Annotated in this window: 11 protein-coding genes; 9 read left to right on the forward strand and 2 right to left on the reverse strand. The window is 56.2% G+C overall.

Annotated elements, in window-relative coordinates:
- Nucleotides 1-14: 14 nt before the first annotated feature.
- On the forward strand, nucleotides 15-827 hold the full coding sequence (locus DSCA_RS03295) for a glycosyltransferase family 2 protein (protein WP_155315071.1): 813 nt from the start codon (nucleotides 15-17) through the stop codon (nucleotides 825-827).
- Nucleotides 828-833: 6 nt separating this feature from the next.
- A complete protein-coding gene (locus DSCA_RS03300) occupies nucleotides 834-1895 on the forward strand; it encodes an NAD-dependent epimerase/dehydratase family protein (RefSeq protein ID WP_155315072.1) in 1062 nt (353 codons plus the stop codon).
- On the opposite strand, the gene DSCA_RS03305 is transcribed toward DSCA_RS03300, so the two are convergent.
- Nucleotides 1845-2147 carry a hypothetical protein gene (locus DSCA_RS03305; protein WP_155315073.1) on the reverse strand — a complete coding sequence of 101 codons (303 nt, stop codon included), beginning with the start codon at nucleotides 2145-2147 and terminating at the stop codon, nucleotides 1845-1847. The two genes, DSCA_RS03300 and DSCA_RS03305, sit on opposite strands and share 51 nt — an antisense overlap.
- 141 nt (nucleotides 2148-2288) lie before the next feature.
- On the opposite strand from DSCA_RS03305, the gene DSCA_RS03310 reads away from it, so the two are divergent.
- The 5 genes from DSCA_RS03310 (at nucleotide 2289) to DSCA_RS03330 (ending at nucleotide 12106) form a co-directional block, all read left to right on the forward strand.
- Nucleotides 2289-3350, forward strand: a complete 1062-nt coding sequence (locus DSCA_RS03310) for a sialidase family protein (RefSeq protein ID WP_155315074.1) — start codon at nucleotides 2289-2291, stop codon at nucleotides 3348-3350.
- Nucleotides 3351-3647: 297 nt separating this feature from the next.
- On the forward strand, nucleotides 3648-5642 hold the full coding sequence (locus DSCA_RS03315; protein WP_155315075.1) for a tetratricopeptide repeat protein: 1995 nt from the start codon (nucleotides 3648-3650) through the stop codon (nucleotides 5640-5642).
- 225 nt (nucleotides 5643-5867) lie between these two features.
- Nucleotides 5868-8312, forward strand: a complete 2445-nt coding sequence (locus DSCA_RS03320; protein ID WP_167527576.1) for a tetratricopeptide repeat protein — start codon at nucleotides 5868-5870, stop codon at nucleotides 8310-8312.
- Between the two features lie 36 nt (nucleotides 8313-8348).
- Entirely contained in the window at nucleotides 8349-9323 is a 975-nt protein-coding gene (locus tag DSCA_RS03325; protein WP_167527577.1) for a tetratricopeptide repeat protein, read from the forward strand.
- 56 nt (nucleotides 9324-9379) lie between these two features.
- Complete coding sequence (locus DSCA_RS03330) at nucleotides 9380-12106, forward strand: tetratricopeptide repeat protein (RefSeq protein ID WP_167527578.1); 2727 nt, start codon at nucleotides 9380-9382, stop codon at nucleotides 12104-12106.
- Between the two features lie 43 nt (nucleotides 12107-12149).
- Here the strand turns inward: DSCA_RS03330 and DSCA_RS03335 are convergent, their stop codons facing one another.
- Nucleotides 12150-13244: a glycosyltransferase family 4 protein gene (locus tag DSCA_RS03335; protein WP_155315079.1), complete on the reverse strand. Its 1095-nt coding sequence runs from the start codon at nucleotides 13242-13244 to the stop codon at nucleotides 12150-12152.
- A gap of 333 nt (nucleotides 13245-13577) precedes the next feature.
- On the opposite strand from DSCA_RS03335, the gene DSCA_RS03340 reads away from it, so the two are divergent.
- On the forward strand, nucleotides 13578-15875 hold the full coding sequence (locus DSCA_RS03340) for a 6-hydroxymethylpterin diphosphokinase MptE-like protein (RefSeq protein WP_167527579.1): 2298 nt from the start codon (nucleotides 13578-13580) through the stop codon (nucleotides 15873-15875).
- A complete protein-coding gene (locus DSCA_RS03345; protein WP_155315081.1) occupies nucleotides 15875-16129 on the forward strand; it encodes a hypothetical protein in 255 nt (84 codons plus the stop codon). Before DSCA_RS03340 ends, DSCA_RS03345 begins: the two co-directional genes overlap by 1 nt.
- The last annotated feature ends 80 nt before the right edge of the window (nucleotides 16130-16209 follow it).

Below are 16209 nucleotides of genomic sequence, written 5' to 3' on the forward strand. Positions count from 1 at the left end.
AGGAAACAACTAACGTGGACAACCCGAAAGTATCTGTGATCATACCGACATACAACCAGGGAAAGTACCTGGCCGCATGCCTCGATTCGGTTTTTTTTCAGGACTATGCCAATATCGAAATCATTGTCGTGAACGATGCCTCCACCGACGGGACCCGGGATATTCTGGACGCCTACCGGGCGGCCGTAATCCATGAAACCGCTTCATACGCATCCTTCTGGAATGAAGGGAGCAACGAGATCGAACGAACCGTTCATCACCGCTACCCCCAGAAGGGGCGGGAACTCAAGGTTTTTCACAACGAAACCAACCTGGGTTCCACACGCACCTACAACCGGGGGTTTGACATGTGCACGGGAGCGTACTGCACCTATGTCGCCTCGGATGATCTTCTTCACCCCGGCATGGTTTCCACCCTCGTCGAGGTGTTGGAAACGGGGAATGTCGATTTCGCCTACTCGGATATGGTGGTTTTCGACGACGCGGGGCGCATTCTGAGGGAATTCAGACTCCCGGCGTACAGTTTTAAAAAATCCTTTTGCGACTGGTACCTTTGCGGTGTTTCGAAGATTTACCGGAAAAGTCTGCACGACCGGTTCGGCTATTATGATGAAGCATTTCTGGCGAATGATCACGAATGCTACCTCCGTTTTGCCATGGGCGGGGCAAGATTCCGGCATGTCCCGAAAGTGCTCTATTCGGTTCGGGACCATCGGCAGCGGTCCGTGGACGTTCATGCGCCGTCAAGCTGGAACAGGCTTCTGGACGAATCCCGCTCCCTGGTGAAGAAGGCCCGTGATCATTTCGCCGGCAGGAGGAAGGGGTAAGACGATATGGATATTTGTCTCGTGACGGGTTCCGCGGGGCTTGTGGGGTCGGAATGCGTCCGTTTTTTTTCGGCCAAAGGAATGCAGACCGTCGGCATCGACAACAATATGCGGGCCGTTTTTTTCGGGGATGATGCCTCCGTTTCATGGAATGTGAAACGGATAGGAGAAGAAATTCCCTCCCATGTGCATCACGAAGAGGACATTCGGGACGTTTCCGCCCTGGAAAGAATTTTAGGAGAATACCAGAACGACATCAGACTGGTGATTCACGCTGCGGCGCAGCCCTCCCATGACTGGGCCGCCGGGGATCCTTCCATGGATTTTACGATCAATGCGAACGGCACCCTGAACCTGCTGGAAGCGACCCGGAAATTCTGCCCGGATGCCGTATTCATTTATACGTCCACGAACAAGGTCTATGGGGATCTGCCCAACCACCTGCCCCTGGTGGAAAAGGAAAGCCGTTTCGAGATCGATGCCGGCCATCCGTATGCGGAATACGGGATCGATGAGTCCATGGGGATCGACCAGAACAAACACAGTGTTTTCGGCGCCTCCAAACTGGCGGCCGACATCATGGTCCAGGAGTATGGCCGGTATTTCAATATGAAAACGGGCTGCTTTCGTGGAGGATGCCTGACGGGACCGGCTCACAGCGGCACCCGGCTCCACGGTTTCCTGGCATATCTCATGAAATGCGCTGTCACTGGTGCGCACTACACCATTTATGGATATAAGGGTAAGCAGGTCCGGGACAATGTTCACAGCTTCGACCTGGCCAATATGTTCTGGCACTTTTACCGGTCCCCCCGGCCGGGAGAAGTATACAATGCCGGGGGAGGGCGCCACGCGAACTGTTCGATTCTCGAAGCCATCAGGCTTTGTGAGGCGATCACCGGCCAAAAAATCCGATTTTCCTATGAGGATCAGCATCGTAACGGAGATCATATCTGGTGGATCAGCGATGTCAGGAAATTTCAAAAGGATTTCCCTGGATGGGATTACAGCTATACTTTAGAGGACATTTTGACCGATTTGTACCGGCAGTTTCGGGAACGGTATTGATTCAAACCGCGTCAAACAGGAAAACAGCGGCTGTCTCGACGGGTATGAAAATCCCCGGGCTTCCGGCAGGAAGATGGGATCAATGAAAACTGTCATGATCGTCGGAGGTGCCGGATACATAGGCTTGCATATTTCTGCGGCCGGCTGATCGCTGATGGCCATGACGTTCTGTGCGTCGACAATTTCTATAAAGGCGCCAAGGAGAACATCCGAGACCTTCTCGGACATCCGTGCTTCGAACTGATGCGGCATGATGTCACCGTTCCATTAGACAGCCCTGCATCGGACTGGCAAAGAACAAATTACAATGGGAGCCAAGTGTGTCGCTGGAAACAGGCCTGATGAAAACCATCGAATACTTTCAACGCGTTTGTTGTTAGGATATCGGGGAGCATGTTTCATCGCCAAATAATCATAGCACAAAAAAATCATGCTTTTTACCATGTACCCTCCCTGGTGGTCGCCCCCGATGGCAGTGTCCTGGCCTTTTGCGAAGAACGCTGGCGGTCGCCGTGCGACGACACCGGCGAGTGCCACATCGTCATGAAAAAAAGCCGGGATCATGGGCAGACATGGGGGGACCTGGTCCATCTGAGACGGAAGCCGGGGGCCAAATATCACATGGGATCGGCTGTGGTCGACCCGCATGATGGCCGGGTGCTGCTGATGTGCGGGGGCGGGTGGCTGCAAAGTGCCGACCATGGCGATACATGGCAGGACTGGTCGCCGGTCGTTCACGATGTGGCCGGCGCCGAAAGGGGCGCTACCCATGGCTCCGCCCCCGGCATGGTCAAAGGATATGGTGCGCACCGGGGCCGCATCCTGTGGCCGGCACGCACCATCGTATCCACGGACGGGTACAATGACCTGTCCATTCCGGACCGCCGGCAAAAATGTTACAGCATGGTGCTGTACAGCGACGACCACGGGGCCACCATCCGCAGCTCCAATTACTTTTTGCAGGGGACCGGCGAGGCCTGTCTGGCGGAACGCATGAACGGAGATCTGTATGTCAATGCCAGGGCCTACTGGGGGGACCATCAGCGCAAAACCGCCGTCAGCCATGACGGCGGCGCCCGTTTCATGGAAACGCCGCCGGACAGCCGGTTGCGGGAAATGGACCAGGGCTGCAATGCCAGCCTGCTGCGCTACCCGCCGGCGTTGTGCGGAGGGCGCGATATACTCCTGTTCGCCAACCCGGATACCACCGGTGAATACCGCGAGCATGGGGTGGTGCATGCGAGTCTGGACGGGGGCAGAACATGGCCCGTGAAAAAAGAGGTCACCCCATGGGGTGCCTGGTTTGACTACTCAGCCATGACCGTGGGCCGGGACGGGACTGTTTTACTGATGTATAAAACCACGCCCGGCATGGCCGGCATCCCTTCATCTGCGGATGGATGCTGTTCGATGGCCCTGGCCCGGTTCGATCTGGATTGGATCGGCATCATGTAGTGCCGATAACGAGCAGACAGGTATTCCGGAAAGGCCGTGCATTCATGCATGGCCTTTTTTGGTATGGCCATTGCTTAAAATAACGGCGGCCTCTGTTTATTCGGTTCCGAAAAAGGTCGTATATTGGACAGGGACAACGAAAACCACTTGGAATAATATGAATTATTGTGGTTGCGGATTCTCCGGAACAGTTTTTTCTGCCATTTTCCCGGCAACGCAATGCCGGTATGGTGACGGAAATGGTGCATTGCGGCCGGGTAAAGCCATGAACCCAATACGGGTTGAGAACAGGTTGCCATGATGGATCGACATCAGGACCGCGGGGCGGCAGTGTTGGCACGTGCCGAAACCTTGCTGCAAAATGGCAATGCGGACGCTGCCGGAGCGCTATGCAGCAGCGTGCTGAGCGAAAATCCGAAACACATCGATGCCATTCATCTGTCCGCGCGCCTGGCATATGCCGGCGGCCGCATTAAAACGGCTGTCCGGCTGCTGCGAAACGCCATTCATCTGGCTCCGCAAAACAGCACCTACGCCTGTGACCTGGGGATTGCGCTGCAGGCGGAGGGCGACATGCGAGCGGCGCTGGCCTGTTTCCGCAGGGCCATCGACAATGACCCGGACCACTGGGAAGCCCATTTCAGGTGCGGGGTGATCGAACAGGAACACGGCAATCTCGACGCCGCCGCGTCCGACTACCGGCGGGTTGTCGACATCAACCCCGGGGTGGCCGAGGCCCACAATAACCTGGGGGCCATTTACAAGGCCCGTGGTGATTGGCCGGCGGCCATCGCCTGTTTTAACGCCGCGCTGAAAATTCTCCCCGATTTCATCGAGGCGTATCACAACCTGGCGGAGGTCCATGCAAAAAAAGGCGATTGGGAGGCAGCGGCCGGACACCTGGAGAAAATCCGGGCGCTGAAGCCCGACCGTCCGGACATCCTTATCCGGATCGGTGACCTGTTCAGGGACGCCGGCAAGCTGCCGGCCGCCATGGCGCAGTATCGGCAGGCATTGACGATGGCACCGGATCTGGCGGTGGCCCATTTCAAGCTCGGTTTCTGTCTCGGTGAACGGGAGCAATACGCCCAGGCCATGGACCACTATCGGCAGGCCATTCAATTCAAGCCCGATTCTCCCGAACCGTATATCAACCTGGGGAACCTTTTCGCCAAACTGGATCAGCCGGCCGAGGCCGCCCCGTGTTATCGCAAGGCGATCCGGCTGAAGCCGCAGGCCGTCAAACCCTATTATTTTCTGGGCTGTGTGCTCAGGGATAAGGGCGATCTGCAGCAATCCCTGACGGTCACCCAAAAGGCACTGGAAATCGATCCGTCCTATGCCGAGGCACGGTTCAGCCTGGCCCTGTCGCTTCTCCTGCGCGGCGACTATGCCAGCGGATGGCGCGCCTATGAGGCGCGCATGAAATTGAAAACGAGTCACGGCGATTACCCTTATCTGGGGAAGCGGCCCTTATGGGATGGCGGCGCGTTCAGGGGAAAAACCCTGCTGGTGCAGAGCGAGCAGGGATTCGGCGATATCCTGCAATTCGTTCGTTTCCTGCCTCTGGTGAAGCGGTCGGGCGGGCGGGTCATTTTTGAAACCTACGCGCCGTTGCGCGACCTGCTGCGGTCGTTTCCGGGGGTGGACCGGCTGACCTGCACTTCAGACGGCCTGATTCCCGGCGAGGCATTCGATCTTTATGTTCCCCTGATGAGTGTTCCGGCCCGACTGGGCACCCTTGTGGATACCATTCCGGCCGACGTGCCCTACCTTTTTGCCGACCGAGAAAAAGAACGGCTGTGGCGGTCACGTATCGATCCCCATGGCCTCCGGGTCGGAATCGTGTGGACCGGAAACCCCGATTACGACAAAGACAGGGCGCGTTCCTGCCGGCTGGCCGACTTCGAAAGCGTTTCCCGTCTTCAGGGGGTTCGGCTCTTCGGACTCCAGAAAGAGGTGTCCGAGGCGGACCGGTCCCTGGCCGATACCATGGGTATGTGTCTGCTGGGAGATTCGTTCCAGGACTTTTCAGACACCGCTGCAGCGATTCACCAGCTGGACCTGGTGATTTCGGTGGACACCGCCGTGGCCCATCTGGCCGGTGCCATGGGAAAGCCCACATGGATCCTATTGCCCAAAAGCCCGGACTTTCGATGGCTGACCCAACGTACGGACAGCCCATGGTATCCCACGGCCCGGCTCTATCGACAGGACAGACAAGGTGACTGGACCGCTCTGCTGGCAAGGGTCTGCCGGGATGTTGGCCTGCTGGCGACCGCCCGTCGATAGTCACCGGTCTTTTTCAATCCCTCCATTTTCCCACCCTCGATCGGCTTGCCGGTTCCCTCCTGTTCCACCCATTCCGGTATGGTGATTGCTTTATCCGCTGGTGGAGCCGTTTGCGGGCGATACCGGGTCAATTTCGTCAATAATATGGCCAATGACGTCGGAATGATGACTTCCGGATCATTGGATCACGCACTTTTTAACCTTGATCGACAGGGGTCGGGCGTCATGCAGGGATGTGACATTCAGCATAACCTCAAACGGGCGGTCGCCTTTCATCAGGGCGGAGAGATCGAAGCGGCCAGTCAGCTCTATCTGCGGATACTGGCGATCGAACCGGACAATGCACAGGCGCTTCACCTGATGGGCGTGGCGGCGTACCAGCAGGGCCGTTGCGATGCGGCCATCAACTTGATCGAGAAGGCCATCGAACGTGACGATACCTGTGCGGATTACCACAACAACCTGGGCAACGCCTGCCTGGAGGCCGGCAGGGCAGGAGAGGCGGCCGGCCATTACCGACACGCCATCCGCCTGCAGCCCGATTATGGCGAAGCCCATTTCGGACTCGGCAATGCCTGCTATCAAAACGGGGATCACCAGGAGGCCCTCAGCAGCTACGCGACCGCCGTTGCCCTGTCTCCCGGGTTCGCCGAAGCCCACAACAACATGGGAATCGTCCTGGGCGCCTCCGGACAGACGGGCCGGGCAATATCCGCCTTCCAAAATGCCCTCTTGGCCAATCCGGTATATATGGACGCCCTGCATAACCTGGCCGATGCCCTGACGCGTTCGGGGGATTATGGGCAAGCGGTCGCCGCATACGAAAAGATATTGCAAATGGCACCGGAGTCGGCCCGGATCCATGCGGCCATGGGGAATGCCAGGCATGCTCAGAAAAATTTTTCGGAAGCCATACGCTGCTATCGCCGGGCGTTGGCCATCGCGCCCGATCTCCCATCGGCACACAACGACCTGGGAACCGTGCACATGGACCTGGGCCAGCTTGACGCCGCCCGGCGCTGCTACCGGCAATGTCTTCGGCTGCAGCCGGACCACGCCGGTGCCTGCAACAACCTCGGGATTCTCTGCAAGCTGTCGGGAAAATACGATGAGGCCGTTCGATGGTACCGGCAGGCCATCCGGCTCAAACCGGATTTTGCAGACGCCTACTACAACCTCGGCCATGTTTTCGGCCGGCAAAAACAGATTCTCCCGGCCATCTCGTGTTACCGCAAGACCCTTTCGCTCAGGCCCGACCACATCCGCGCCCATGCGTACCTCATCCGGCAGCTTCAACACGGATGTATGTGGGCGGATCTGGCCGATGCCGTGCGGCAATTGCGGTCACTGACGGACGAACCGATCGGCAAGGGGGTCAATGCCGGGGTGATGCCGTTTCTGGCCTTTTCCATCTCCGATGATCCGCGTTATAATCTGGCCGTATCCCGGTCCTGGTGCCGTCGCGCCTTCAGCCACTTTCAACCGGTCCGGGGCCCTGAACAGGACCGGACTGACGCCGGAGGGCATTCGGACGACCGGATCTGCATCGGCTACCTCTCCGGTGATTTCAAAAACCATGCAACCGCCCATCTCATGGCCAGCCTGTTCCAAACCCACGACCGGTCCGGTTTTAAAATACATGCCTATTCATACGGTATCGATGATCGCAGTGATTACCGCAGGCGGATCGAAACCGGCTGCGACCGCTTCGTCGACATCCGGGCGTTGACCCATCGGGATGCCGCGCTGAGAATCGCCCGGGACGGCGTGGACATCCTGGTGGAACTGAAAGGCCACACCGAAGGCAACCGCATGGAGATCTGCGCGTATCGGCCCGCACCGATCCAGGTGGCCTATCTGGGGTTTCCGGGATCCTCCGGTGCGGACTTCATGGACTACATGATCAGCGATGCCGTCGTGACCCCCCCCGGCCATGCCGCCTGGTTTACCGAAAAGCTGGTAATGCTTCCGCACTCCTATCAGGTCAACGACCGGCTCCAAAAAATTTCTGCGGCGCCCGTCAGCCGGCGGGATGCAGGATTGCCGGATGCCGGGTGTGTGTTTTGTTCATTCAACGAACCCTATAAGATAGAGCCGGCGCTTTTCGACGTGTGGATGTCCATCCTGCGTCAGGTTCCTGACAGTGTCATGTGGCTGCTGGAGACCGCTGATGTCACCGGCGGGGAACTCAGGGAGCGGGCCCGGAAATGCGGCATTGCATCGAATCGCCTGGTGTTTGCCCGGAAAATATCGAAAAAGCGGCACCTGGCAAGGCTCAGGCTTGCCGATCTGGCGCTCGATACGCGAACCGTCAATGGGCACACCACCACCAGCGATGCCTTGTGGGCAGGTGTACCGGTGATATCGATGCTTGGTACGCATTTTGCTTCGAGAGTGTCTGCAAGCCTGTTGCATGCGGTCGGACTTGGCGATCTGGTTGCCGAATCAACGGCCGCATACGAAACGCTGGCGGTCACCCTGGCAGCCGATCCTGAAAAATTGGGGCGGCTCAAGGGGCGTCTCGAGAAGAACCGCTTACGCATGCCGCTGTTCGATACCGGTCGCTTCACCAGAAACCTTGAACGTGCATACCGTTTCATCTGGCGCCGGCACATGTGCGGGCAGCCGCCAATCTCGTTCAATGCCGGGGATGCCGGCAGGCCCGATTGAAAACTGTGCGCCAATAATCCAAAGGAGATGCAGCCTATGAAAACCGCAGAACGCATGATCGATGAAATCCAGCCGCTGGTGGAAAATGGATGGGACGACGCCGCCATGTCGGCATACGAAAAGCTGATCGAATCTTTTCCCGGACACGCCCAGGCGCATTTTGATCTGGCGATGCTGTACCTGAAGCACCAGCACGATGACCGGGCCTTGAGCCACCTGCAGGAATCGGTGGCACTGGCGCCTGACCAGGCGGACTACCTCAAAATGCTGGCCGATTTCTACTTTACCCGAAGCGAAGAGACTGAAAAGGCTTTACAGATTTATCGGCGCCTGGTCAAAATGGATCCGCAGAATCCGGAACTGCATACCATTGCCGGGAACCTGGCGGTGGCCCTGCACCAGTTTGATTTCGCCGTTGAGTGCTATCAGTCGGTTCTCGACATGGATCCCGAAAACGCCAATGCCCGCGACAATCTCGAAAAACTGAAGGCCCATCTGCAGCAGGGGGCGCCGGTCAGGACCGCAACGGCCGAGGAAATGTATGCGCAGGCCCGCGAACTGGCCGGATCCGGTGAGCGGGATCGTGCGGTCGAGGTGCTGGAACAATTGGTTCAGGCCCATTCCGATTTTGCCCTCGGACACAATGATCTGGGTGTCCTGTACAACCAGGCCGGAGATACGGAAAAAGCGCTGTATCATTACGAGCAGGCCCGGCAGGGCGATCCCGACAACCTGACCATCAAAAAGAATCTGGCCGAGTTCTACTTTATCCAGGCCGGCGACTTCCCGGCAGCCCTTGGCATCGGGCTGGACATCCTGAAACAGGATCCGGAAGACACGGAGACCCTGATGATGGCCGGGCACATCAACTTTGCCCTTGATCGTCCCCAGGACGCCAGGTTGTTTTACTCCCGGGTCCTGGAAATCGAACCCTGGCACTTCGAAGCCAGTGAATGCATGTCCAAAATGGACGACCATCACCAATCACCGGGAACGGCAGCCGTGCTTTGACCGGATGTGAACATCCAAGGAAACCGAAACCGATTAAACCAGATGGTGGACTGCTGATGGCCATACCATTCACAAATGAAGAACAGGCCGCTCCGATATTGGCCATGGCCGTTGCATGCCATCGAAACGGTGAGTTGGGCAAGGCTGCGCAACACTATTCAGAGATCCTTGACCGCTGGCCAGACCACCCCGATGCGCTTCATCTGCTCGGGGTGGTGTCTTTTCAGCGTGGAGATGCGGATCACGCGATTTCGCTGCTCGAGCGGGCCGTGGAGATGGACGCGTCTTCCCCCGCCTTTTACAACAACCTGGGAAATGCATACCGGCAGGCCGGGCGATACGAAAAGGCCCACAGGAGCTACCTTGAAGCGCTTAAAAGGGATCGGGGTTTTATGGAAGCCTATTTCGGTCTGGGACATACCCTGATGGAAGCCGGCCAGACCGAGCAGGCCCTTCGTGCTTACGAAATGGTCGTCGACCTGAAACCCGGATTTGCGCAAGGCCATTTCTTTATGGGCAACGCGCTCAAAGCCCTGGGCGGAGTCCACCTGGAGCGCGCCGCCTCGTGTTATCGCCAGGCGATTCAGTTAAACCCGGATGATCTGCCATCCCGACGTGAACTCGGCAGTCTTTATCTCGACCAATCGCAATGGCATCGCGCCATCGCGGTTTTCGGCGAGCTGCTGGAGATCCATCCAGGTTTACCGGAAATTCTGCTGGGGATGGGACATGCTTATCTGGGTGCGGGGAAAACCGGTGAGGCCATCGCTGCCTACCGTGAAGTGATTCGGTTGCATCCGCAGGAGGCTGATGCATGGAACAACCTCGGCCTCGCCTGCCAGGAAACAGGTGATTACCAAGCGGCGGAGTCAAGCTTTTTAAAATTGATCGAAATAAACCCCGAACAGGCCGGTGCCTATGTTCATCTGGGAAACCTGTATGACCGGCTCGGCCGCTTCGAACAGGCCATTTCAGCATATGACAGCGCCCTTGCCCTTGATCCTGAAAATCACAGGATCTACAACAACAAAGGACATGTGCTTGATCGATCCGGCCGGATAAGGCAGGCGATCGACTGCTATCAGCGTGCGCTTTCGCTTAGACCGGTTTACCCGGAGTGCCTGCATAATCTGGGGATTGCCGTTTTGAGGGATGGCCATCCGGGTGACGCCATGCGTTACTTTTCGCAGGCACTGGATGCGGATCCTGAAATGCTGCGGGTGCACAACAGCATCGGAAACGCATACAAGGCGCTGGGAAAAACGGAAGACGCGATCGGCCAGTATCGCCGAGCCATAGACAAGGCGCCCGATTTTTTGGAGGCCTGGCAAAACCTGGGATGCATTTACGCGGAATCGGGACAACCGGACAAGGCGGCGGCGTGCTATGATGAAGTTCTGAAAAAGAAAGGGGATTTCGGGCTTGAAGTCAAACGTGCCATGTTGCTGCCGCTGTTTTATGAATCAAACGATGACATCATTCGTTCACGAACCGATTTTATCCGGCGGGTAGACCGGCTGCTGGAAGGTCCTCCCAATCGGCTCGAGGATCCTTACCTTCAAATCCGCAATACCAACCACAACCTTGCCTTGCATGGCTTGAACGACCGCAGCATTCGTGAGAAAATTGCCCGGTTCTACCTCAAGAGCAGCCCCGGGCTGGCTTGGAGCTCCCCGACCCTCAAAAATACCCGCCAGGCCGGGGAAAAAATAAAAATAGGGTTTTTATCCAGATACTTATATAACCACACCATTGGAAACCTATATGAGGGCGTGATTGAACATCTGCCAAGGGATAAATTTCAAGTCATCGTATTTCGAATTCCAGAGAAGCAGGATCATGTTTCCACGGCGATTGACAGAAGTGTCGACGAGGTGGTGATTCTTCCGCAGGACCTGGTCCACGCACGGGAACAAGTTGCATCCCGCATGCTGGACATTCTGTTTTTTCCGGAAATAGGGATGGATGCCTTCACCTATTTTCTGGCTTTTTCACGACTTGCGCCGATTCAGATCAAACGCGGGTTTCCGGTTACATCGGGCATCCCCAATGTAGATTATTTTATTTCATGCGCTTTTTTCGAACCCCCGGAAGCTCAGGATCACTATTCGGAGGCGCTGATTCGATTGAAGCGATCCGGGTATTGCTATCGCCGGCCGAGGATTGACACCCCCCAGGTGAACCGGGAAACCTACGGGTTGCCAAGGCGAGGCCGTCTTTACGCCTGCCTCCAGAGTATCTTCAAATTCCATCCGGAATTCGACGCCCTGCTGGGAAAGATCCTGAAAAAAGACCCCGATGGCCATCTGGTACTGCTGGGCGGGCTCCACCACAACTGGCGCAATCGCTGGCTCGGGCGTTTCAAAAAACATCACGCCGACGTTTCCGACCGTATCGTGTTTTTACCCCAGCTGGGGCGCGAGGAGTTCATCTCCATGTTCACGATCGTCGATGCCGTGCTCGATACCATTCACTTCAGCGGCGGAAACACCTCTCTGGAGTGCTTTGCCAACAACGTTCCGGTGGTCACGTGGCCCAGCCCGTTCATGCGTGGCCGGCTGACCGCCGGATTTTACGGGATGATGGGGATCGAAGACTGTATCGCCGACGATTACGACCATTACGTTGATCTGGCACTTCGGCTTGCCAATGACAAACCCTGGAAAGAAAAGATATCGCAGCTTCTTGAAACGAAATCTGCCGTGTTGTTCGACGATTTTGAATCGGTCCGGGAACTGGAGGGCCTTTTTGAGAAGCTGGTGAAACAGCACCTGGTCGGCTAAAGCGCCATTAAGGGCCGTCAGACTGCCTCTGGTCCCGGGCGGGTCATGTTATTTTTTCCAGTAATGTCCGTGCCATTCGTTCCCAGGTGAATTTTTCAAGATCCCTTCCTGCCCGGCGGCCTTTTCTACCGGCAATTTCTCTGTGATGGTAGGCGACTTCGATGGTTTCGATCAGCTCTTCAAGAGATGGCTCCTCCCATCTGGCGATCCGTTGCTGTTTGGAATTGACGACGTTGAGGGGGCGCATGCGTTGGAGTAAGAACGAATTGTTTTCGTTGATGACATCCATGTGACCACTGGTATTGGACGCGATCACCGGTTTGGCGCATGCCATGTATTCCATCATGACGAGATTGGTGCCGCCTTCGCAACGATTCGGAAATACGCCGATATCGGTCTGGGCATACAGGTTTCTCAATTGATGGTTGGGAGCGATGTCGAGGGTGATGATCCGCGTCGCATCCAGGCCGTTGTCCGTGTATAGGCGTTTCATATTCTCCTGCCAGGATGCCGTCGAGGAATAGTTGAATCGGATATGGGAAGACAGCTGCATCATACGCATCGACTCGGGCCACAGGTTGAACCAGCAGTTTACCAGAAGAATATCCCGATATTTTTCCATCAACACCTTAATCGCCTTCAGCACCAGGTCCTGGCCTTTGCGGTACTCGAATTTGCCGCCTGAGAAAATAACGTACGATTCCTTAGGTTTGAGGTCTGTGATGGGGAAAAAACGCTGAGGGTCGATGCCTTGGAGAAGGACATCGGCATTGGCGATGCCGGCTTCGGTCATCCGGTCCCGGCACCAGGTCGAACCGCCAAATACCATGTCGTATCGCTCTGAATTTGTTTTGGAATCGGCGGTGAGTTCATTTTCAAAAAACGTGTAAGCGAAATTTGAGGTGCCACGTGCTTTTTCGTAAAGGGGGTATAGATTGACATCCGTCAATGCCTGGAAAACCTTCCCCTCGAGATTGGAATTTCCGGCCGATCCGTCCGACTCGGAAAGGATGTGGATATCTCTGAGTTTGGAGAGCTCTGAAATAAGGTACTCGCTGCAAACGCCCCACCCGAAATTTTTTCCTGATTTAAGGCCCAGATACAGTTTTTCTTTCCGCTTTGAAGGGCTGATCGACATGAAGGGCTTTCTCCATTGAATTGAGCAACGCGTATGCCTCCGTCTGGAAACCGAACAGTTGAGAACTCATTTCGATGAATCCGGTTGCGCATCAAAAGGGCGACAAGCATCGCTGAATTATCGTCCGGGAAATTTAAAATCGCCAAACAATTGACAGCGAAAGTCAGGTGTAAAAACTTGCGAATCGGCGAAGATCCGCTGCTTCCAAGGGAATTTATAAAATTAAGCGTCGGGCACGAATTTTGCTGAAATAGCTGCAGTAAAAATCTCCAGGTGCCGTGGACGAACATGTATCCGAATAATAGCACAGCCATTTTCCAACACAATAACGAAATGCTGAAACGTCGGTTTCCCGATGTTTATGCCGAGATTCTCAAGGCCGGCCGGCTGCCCTTCGAAACCACCATTTTCAAGACGGCCAAAGGGCATGTCAACATCGATTGTTCAGGAACCTTCGGGCGTCTGCCGTGGTACAACACGGATGACATCCCGGGCCAAACCAGGGCGTCGATGGCGGAATGGCGCCTTGCTGGAAACGACTACCTCATCTGCCTCGGCCTGGGACTCGGCTACCAGGCGCTTATGGCGGTGGACGCCTTCCAGAAGCAACCGTCCCACGGGCGGCCCGGAATCGTGGTGTTTGAGCGGTCCCCGGCGATGTTCAGGATAGTGATGCATCTGATGGATTTACGGCGCCTTCTCTCCTACGACGGTCTTCAATTGCATGTGGGTGATGGTTTTCGCGTGGACGATGTGATCGATCGCATGGCGATGGCTCTTTTTCTGGGCAAACAGCGCGTTGTCAGTGATGCCGCCTCCCGTAAAATATTTGGCGCGCCATTTCTAAGGCTTGAGAGGGATGTCCTCCAGTGCCTCGGCGCGACCCGGGATCTATGGCATACCGTAAAAGAGCTGGGACCTGAAATTTTCACCAACACCGTACAAAATCTGCCGACCCTATTTACCGGCCAGACGCTGGGCAGCGTGAGGGGGGCACTGCGTGGTCTGCCCGCCGTATGCGTAGCCGCCGGCCCCTCTCTGGATGCAGCCATACCATGGTTAAAAGCGATTGGGAACCGGGCCGTCATCATGGCCGTCGATTCGGCCATCCCCGCACTGGTTTCAGCCGGCATCCGGCCGCACATGGTCGTTACTGCGGACGTCAGAGATATCAATATCAGAAAATTTCGCGCCTACCTGGATGACCTGCGGGATGCGATCCTGGTCTACGCCGTAGAATCGAATCCGGACAATGTCCGAATGTTTCTGGGCGCTCGAAAACTGGCCGTATCCATCAATAATCCCATCCTGAACAGATGGCTGGGGCTCAGGTGGGATCTGCAGTGCGCACTGCCCGCCATGGCTACCGTTACCCATGCCGCCGTCTTTTCCGCAATGGAACTGGGCGCCGACCCAATCGTATTTGTCGGCATGGATATGGCTTTCCCCGATGGTCAATCCCACGCCGTCGATGCCATGCATCACTACCAGCTTTCACCCGAGGCCTTTATCCCCGTGGCGGGTGTTTCGGGGCGCCCGGTCCAAACCGACCGCCCTTTGAACAATTACCGGGTGCAACTCGAACGCGTGATTACCCGTCGACATGAACAATTCATCAATACCTCATTTACAGGTGCCCGGATTGCAGGAACCACGTCAAAAAGCCTTCAAGAGGTCTGCCAAACCCTGCTGCCATGCTCCCTGGACGTCTCCTCACGATTGAACCGGATCGACTGGAAACCGGTGCGGGATTGGGGGGAAATCGCCAGGGAACTGCACCATATGCGCGACGCGCTGGAAGACTTCATCATGGCATGCGGGCAGGGGAGGGGCTTGATCAATGGTGCGGCCGGTCATGGCGATGCGGCCCCTGTTGGCCGAAGCGATACCATCGACGCGTTTATCAACCGCTTTAACGGTAAATACCGGGACATGCTGGATCTGCTTTGGGGGACGCAATTGAAGGGTTTTCGAAGGGCCGAGAGACGCAGGACCCAGGATTCTCCTCCGGTCAGCGGAACCGCTTCCCTGTGGGTCGATGGAAAACCCCTATCCGTCTGGCGCGCCTTTTTCGATTCCCATGAGAACTCGGCAGTCGCCTTTCAAACGCATCTCAAATCGATTTGCCCATTTTTTGAATATATGGATCACCATTCAAGAGAAATGTCCGCAAACTTTTCTTCACGGCCCGGGTCAACGATGAACGCATTGGATACCGCCGGATTCCTGGCCGGAATGAAAGAAGTCCAGAAGGCGGAAGCCTGCTATCTGCAACACGTTCGCAGGTGGCCGGCAGATGTAACCGCCTGGAGGGGGTTGATCGGTATGTATGTCCGTTTCAACCTGTGGAAACCGGCAGCAAAAGCCATCGATCGGGCGATGTCAACAGGGGGGGGGAAGACCGAAATCGATTCCCTGAACAGAACGGTAACCAGGCGGATCGATGCCTTGCGGGAGCAGGCCGCCGATGCGCTGTCCAAAGATGATATTGAAACGGCGCGTATGTCCCTGCTCGAGTATCTGGCTGTATTTCCCGGCGATGAGAAGGCGCTGTCTCTCAGATCGGCGATTTACAAAAAGAGCCGACGATCACGGGATTCAAGGGCATCCAACGATACCGGGATGAATTGATGTTGATGCACACTGCCGACGTGTTCGTGTCGAAGGATGAACATGAGCGGCGATCTGAATGGTGCCGGGACTGGCTGGAGGAAATGCTTTCCACCGCCCCGATTAGGCAGAGCGACCGGCCGCCCTGCGTTGCCAACAAAAAGACGGTTGCAGTGCTGCCTGGCATTACCCGCAGTCTTGGCCGTGAAACCGGACAACCGGCGACTGAAGAAAGAAAAGGATGCTCTCAACCCTATCCTGCTGCCGGCGGTTAAGCTTAAGGGGATAAATCCATATGGGTCGGAACCTTTCAAAAAAAGTCCTGATCATTCAAGAAAACGGGCACCACGCGCGC

Origin of the sequence: Desulfosarcina alkanivorans (assembly GCF_009688945.1) — a bacterium.
In the GTDB taxonomy this organism is placed as follows: domain Bacteria; phylum Desulfobacterota; class Desulfobacteria; order Desulfobacterales; family Desulfosarcinaceae; genus Desulfosarcina; species Desulfosarcina alkanivorans.

Coding starts and splice junctions, on each gene's coding strand:
- DSCA_RS03340 (WP_167527579.1), top strand. CDS start 13,578: ATGCTGAAACGTCGGTTTCCCGATGTTTATGCCGAGATTCTCAAGGCC.
- DSCA_RS03335 (WP_155315079.1), bottom strand. CDS start 13,244: ATGTCGATCAGCCCTTCAAAGCGGAAAGAAAAACTGTATCTGGGCCTT.
- DSCA_RS03325 (WP_167527577.1), top strand. CDS start 8,349: ATGAAAACCGCAGAACGCATGATCGATGAAATCCAGCCGCTGGTGGAA.
- DSCA_RS03315 (WP_155315075.1), top strand. CDS start 3,648: ATGATGGATCGACATCAGGACCGCGGGGCGGCAGTGTTGGCACGTGCC.
- DSCA_RS03300 (WP_155315072.1), top strand. CDS start 834: ATGGATATTTGTCTCGTGACGGGTTCCGCGGGGCTTGTGGGGTCGGAA.
- DSCA_RS03320 (WP_167527576.1), top strand. CDS start 5,868: ATGCAGGGATGTGACATTCAGCATAACCTCAAACGGGCGGTCGCCTTT.
- DSCA_RS03330 (WP_167527578.1), top strand. CDS start 9,380: ATGGCCATACCATTCACAAATGAAGAACAGGCCGCTCCGATATTGGCC.
- DSCA_RS03305 (WP_155315073.1), bottom strand. CDS start 2,147: ATGCCGCATCAGTTCGAAGCACGGATGTCCGAGAAGGTCTCGGATGTT.
- DSCA_RS03310 (WP_155315074.1), top strand. CDS start 2,289: ATGTTTCATCGCCAAATAATCATAGCACAAAAAAATCATGCTTTTTAC.
- DSCA_RS03345 (WP_155315081.1), top strand. CDS start 15,875: ATGTTGATGCACACTGCCGACGTGTTCGTGTCGAAGGATGAACATGAG.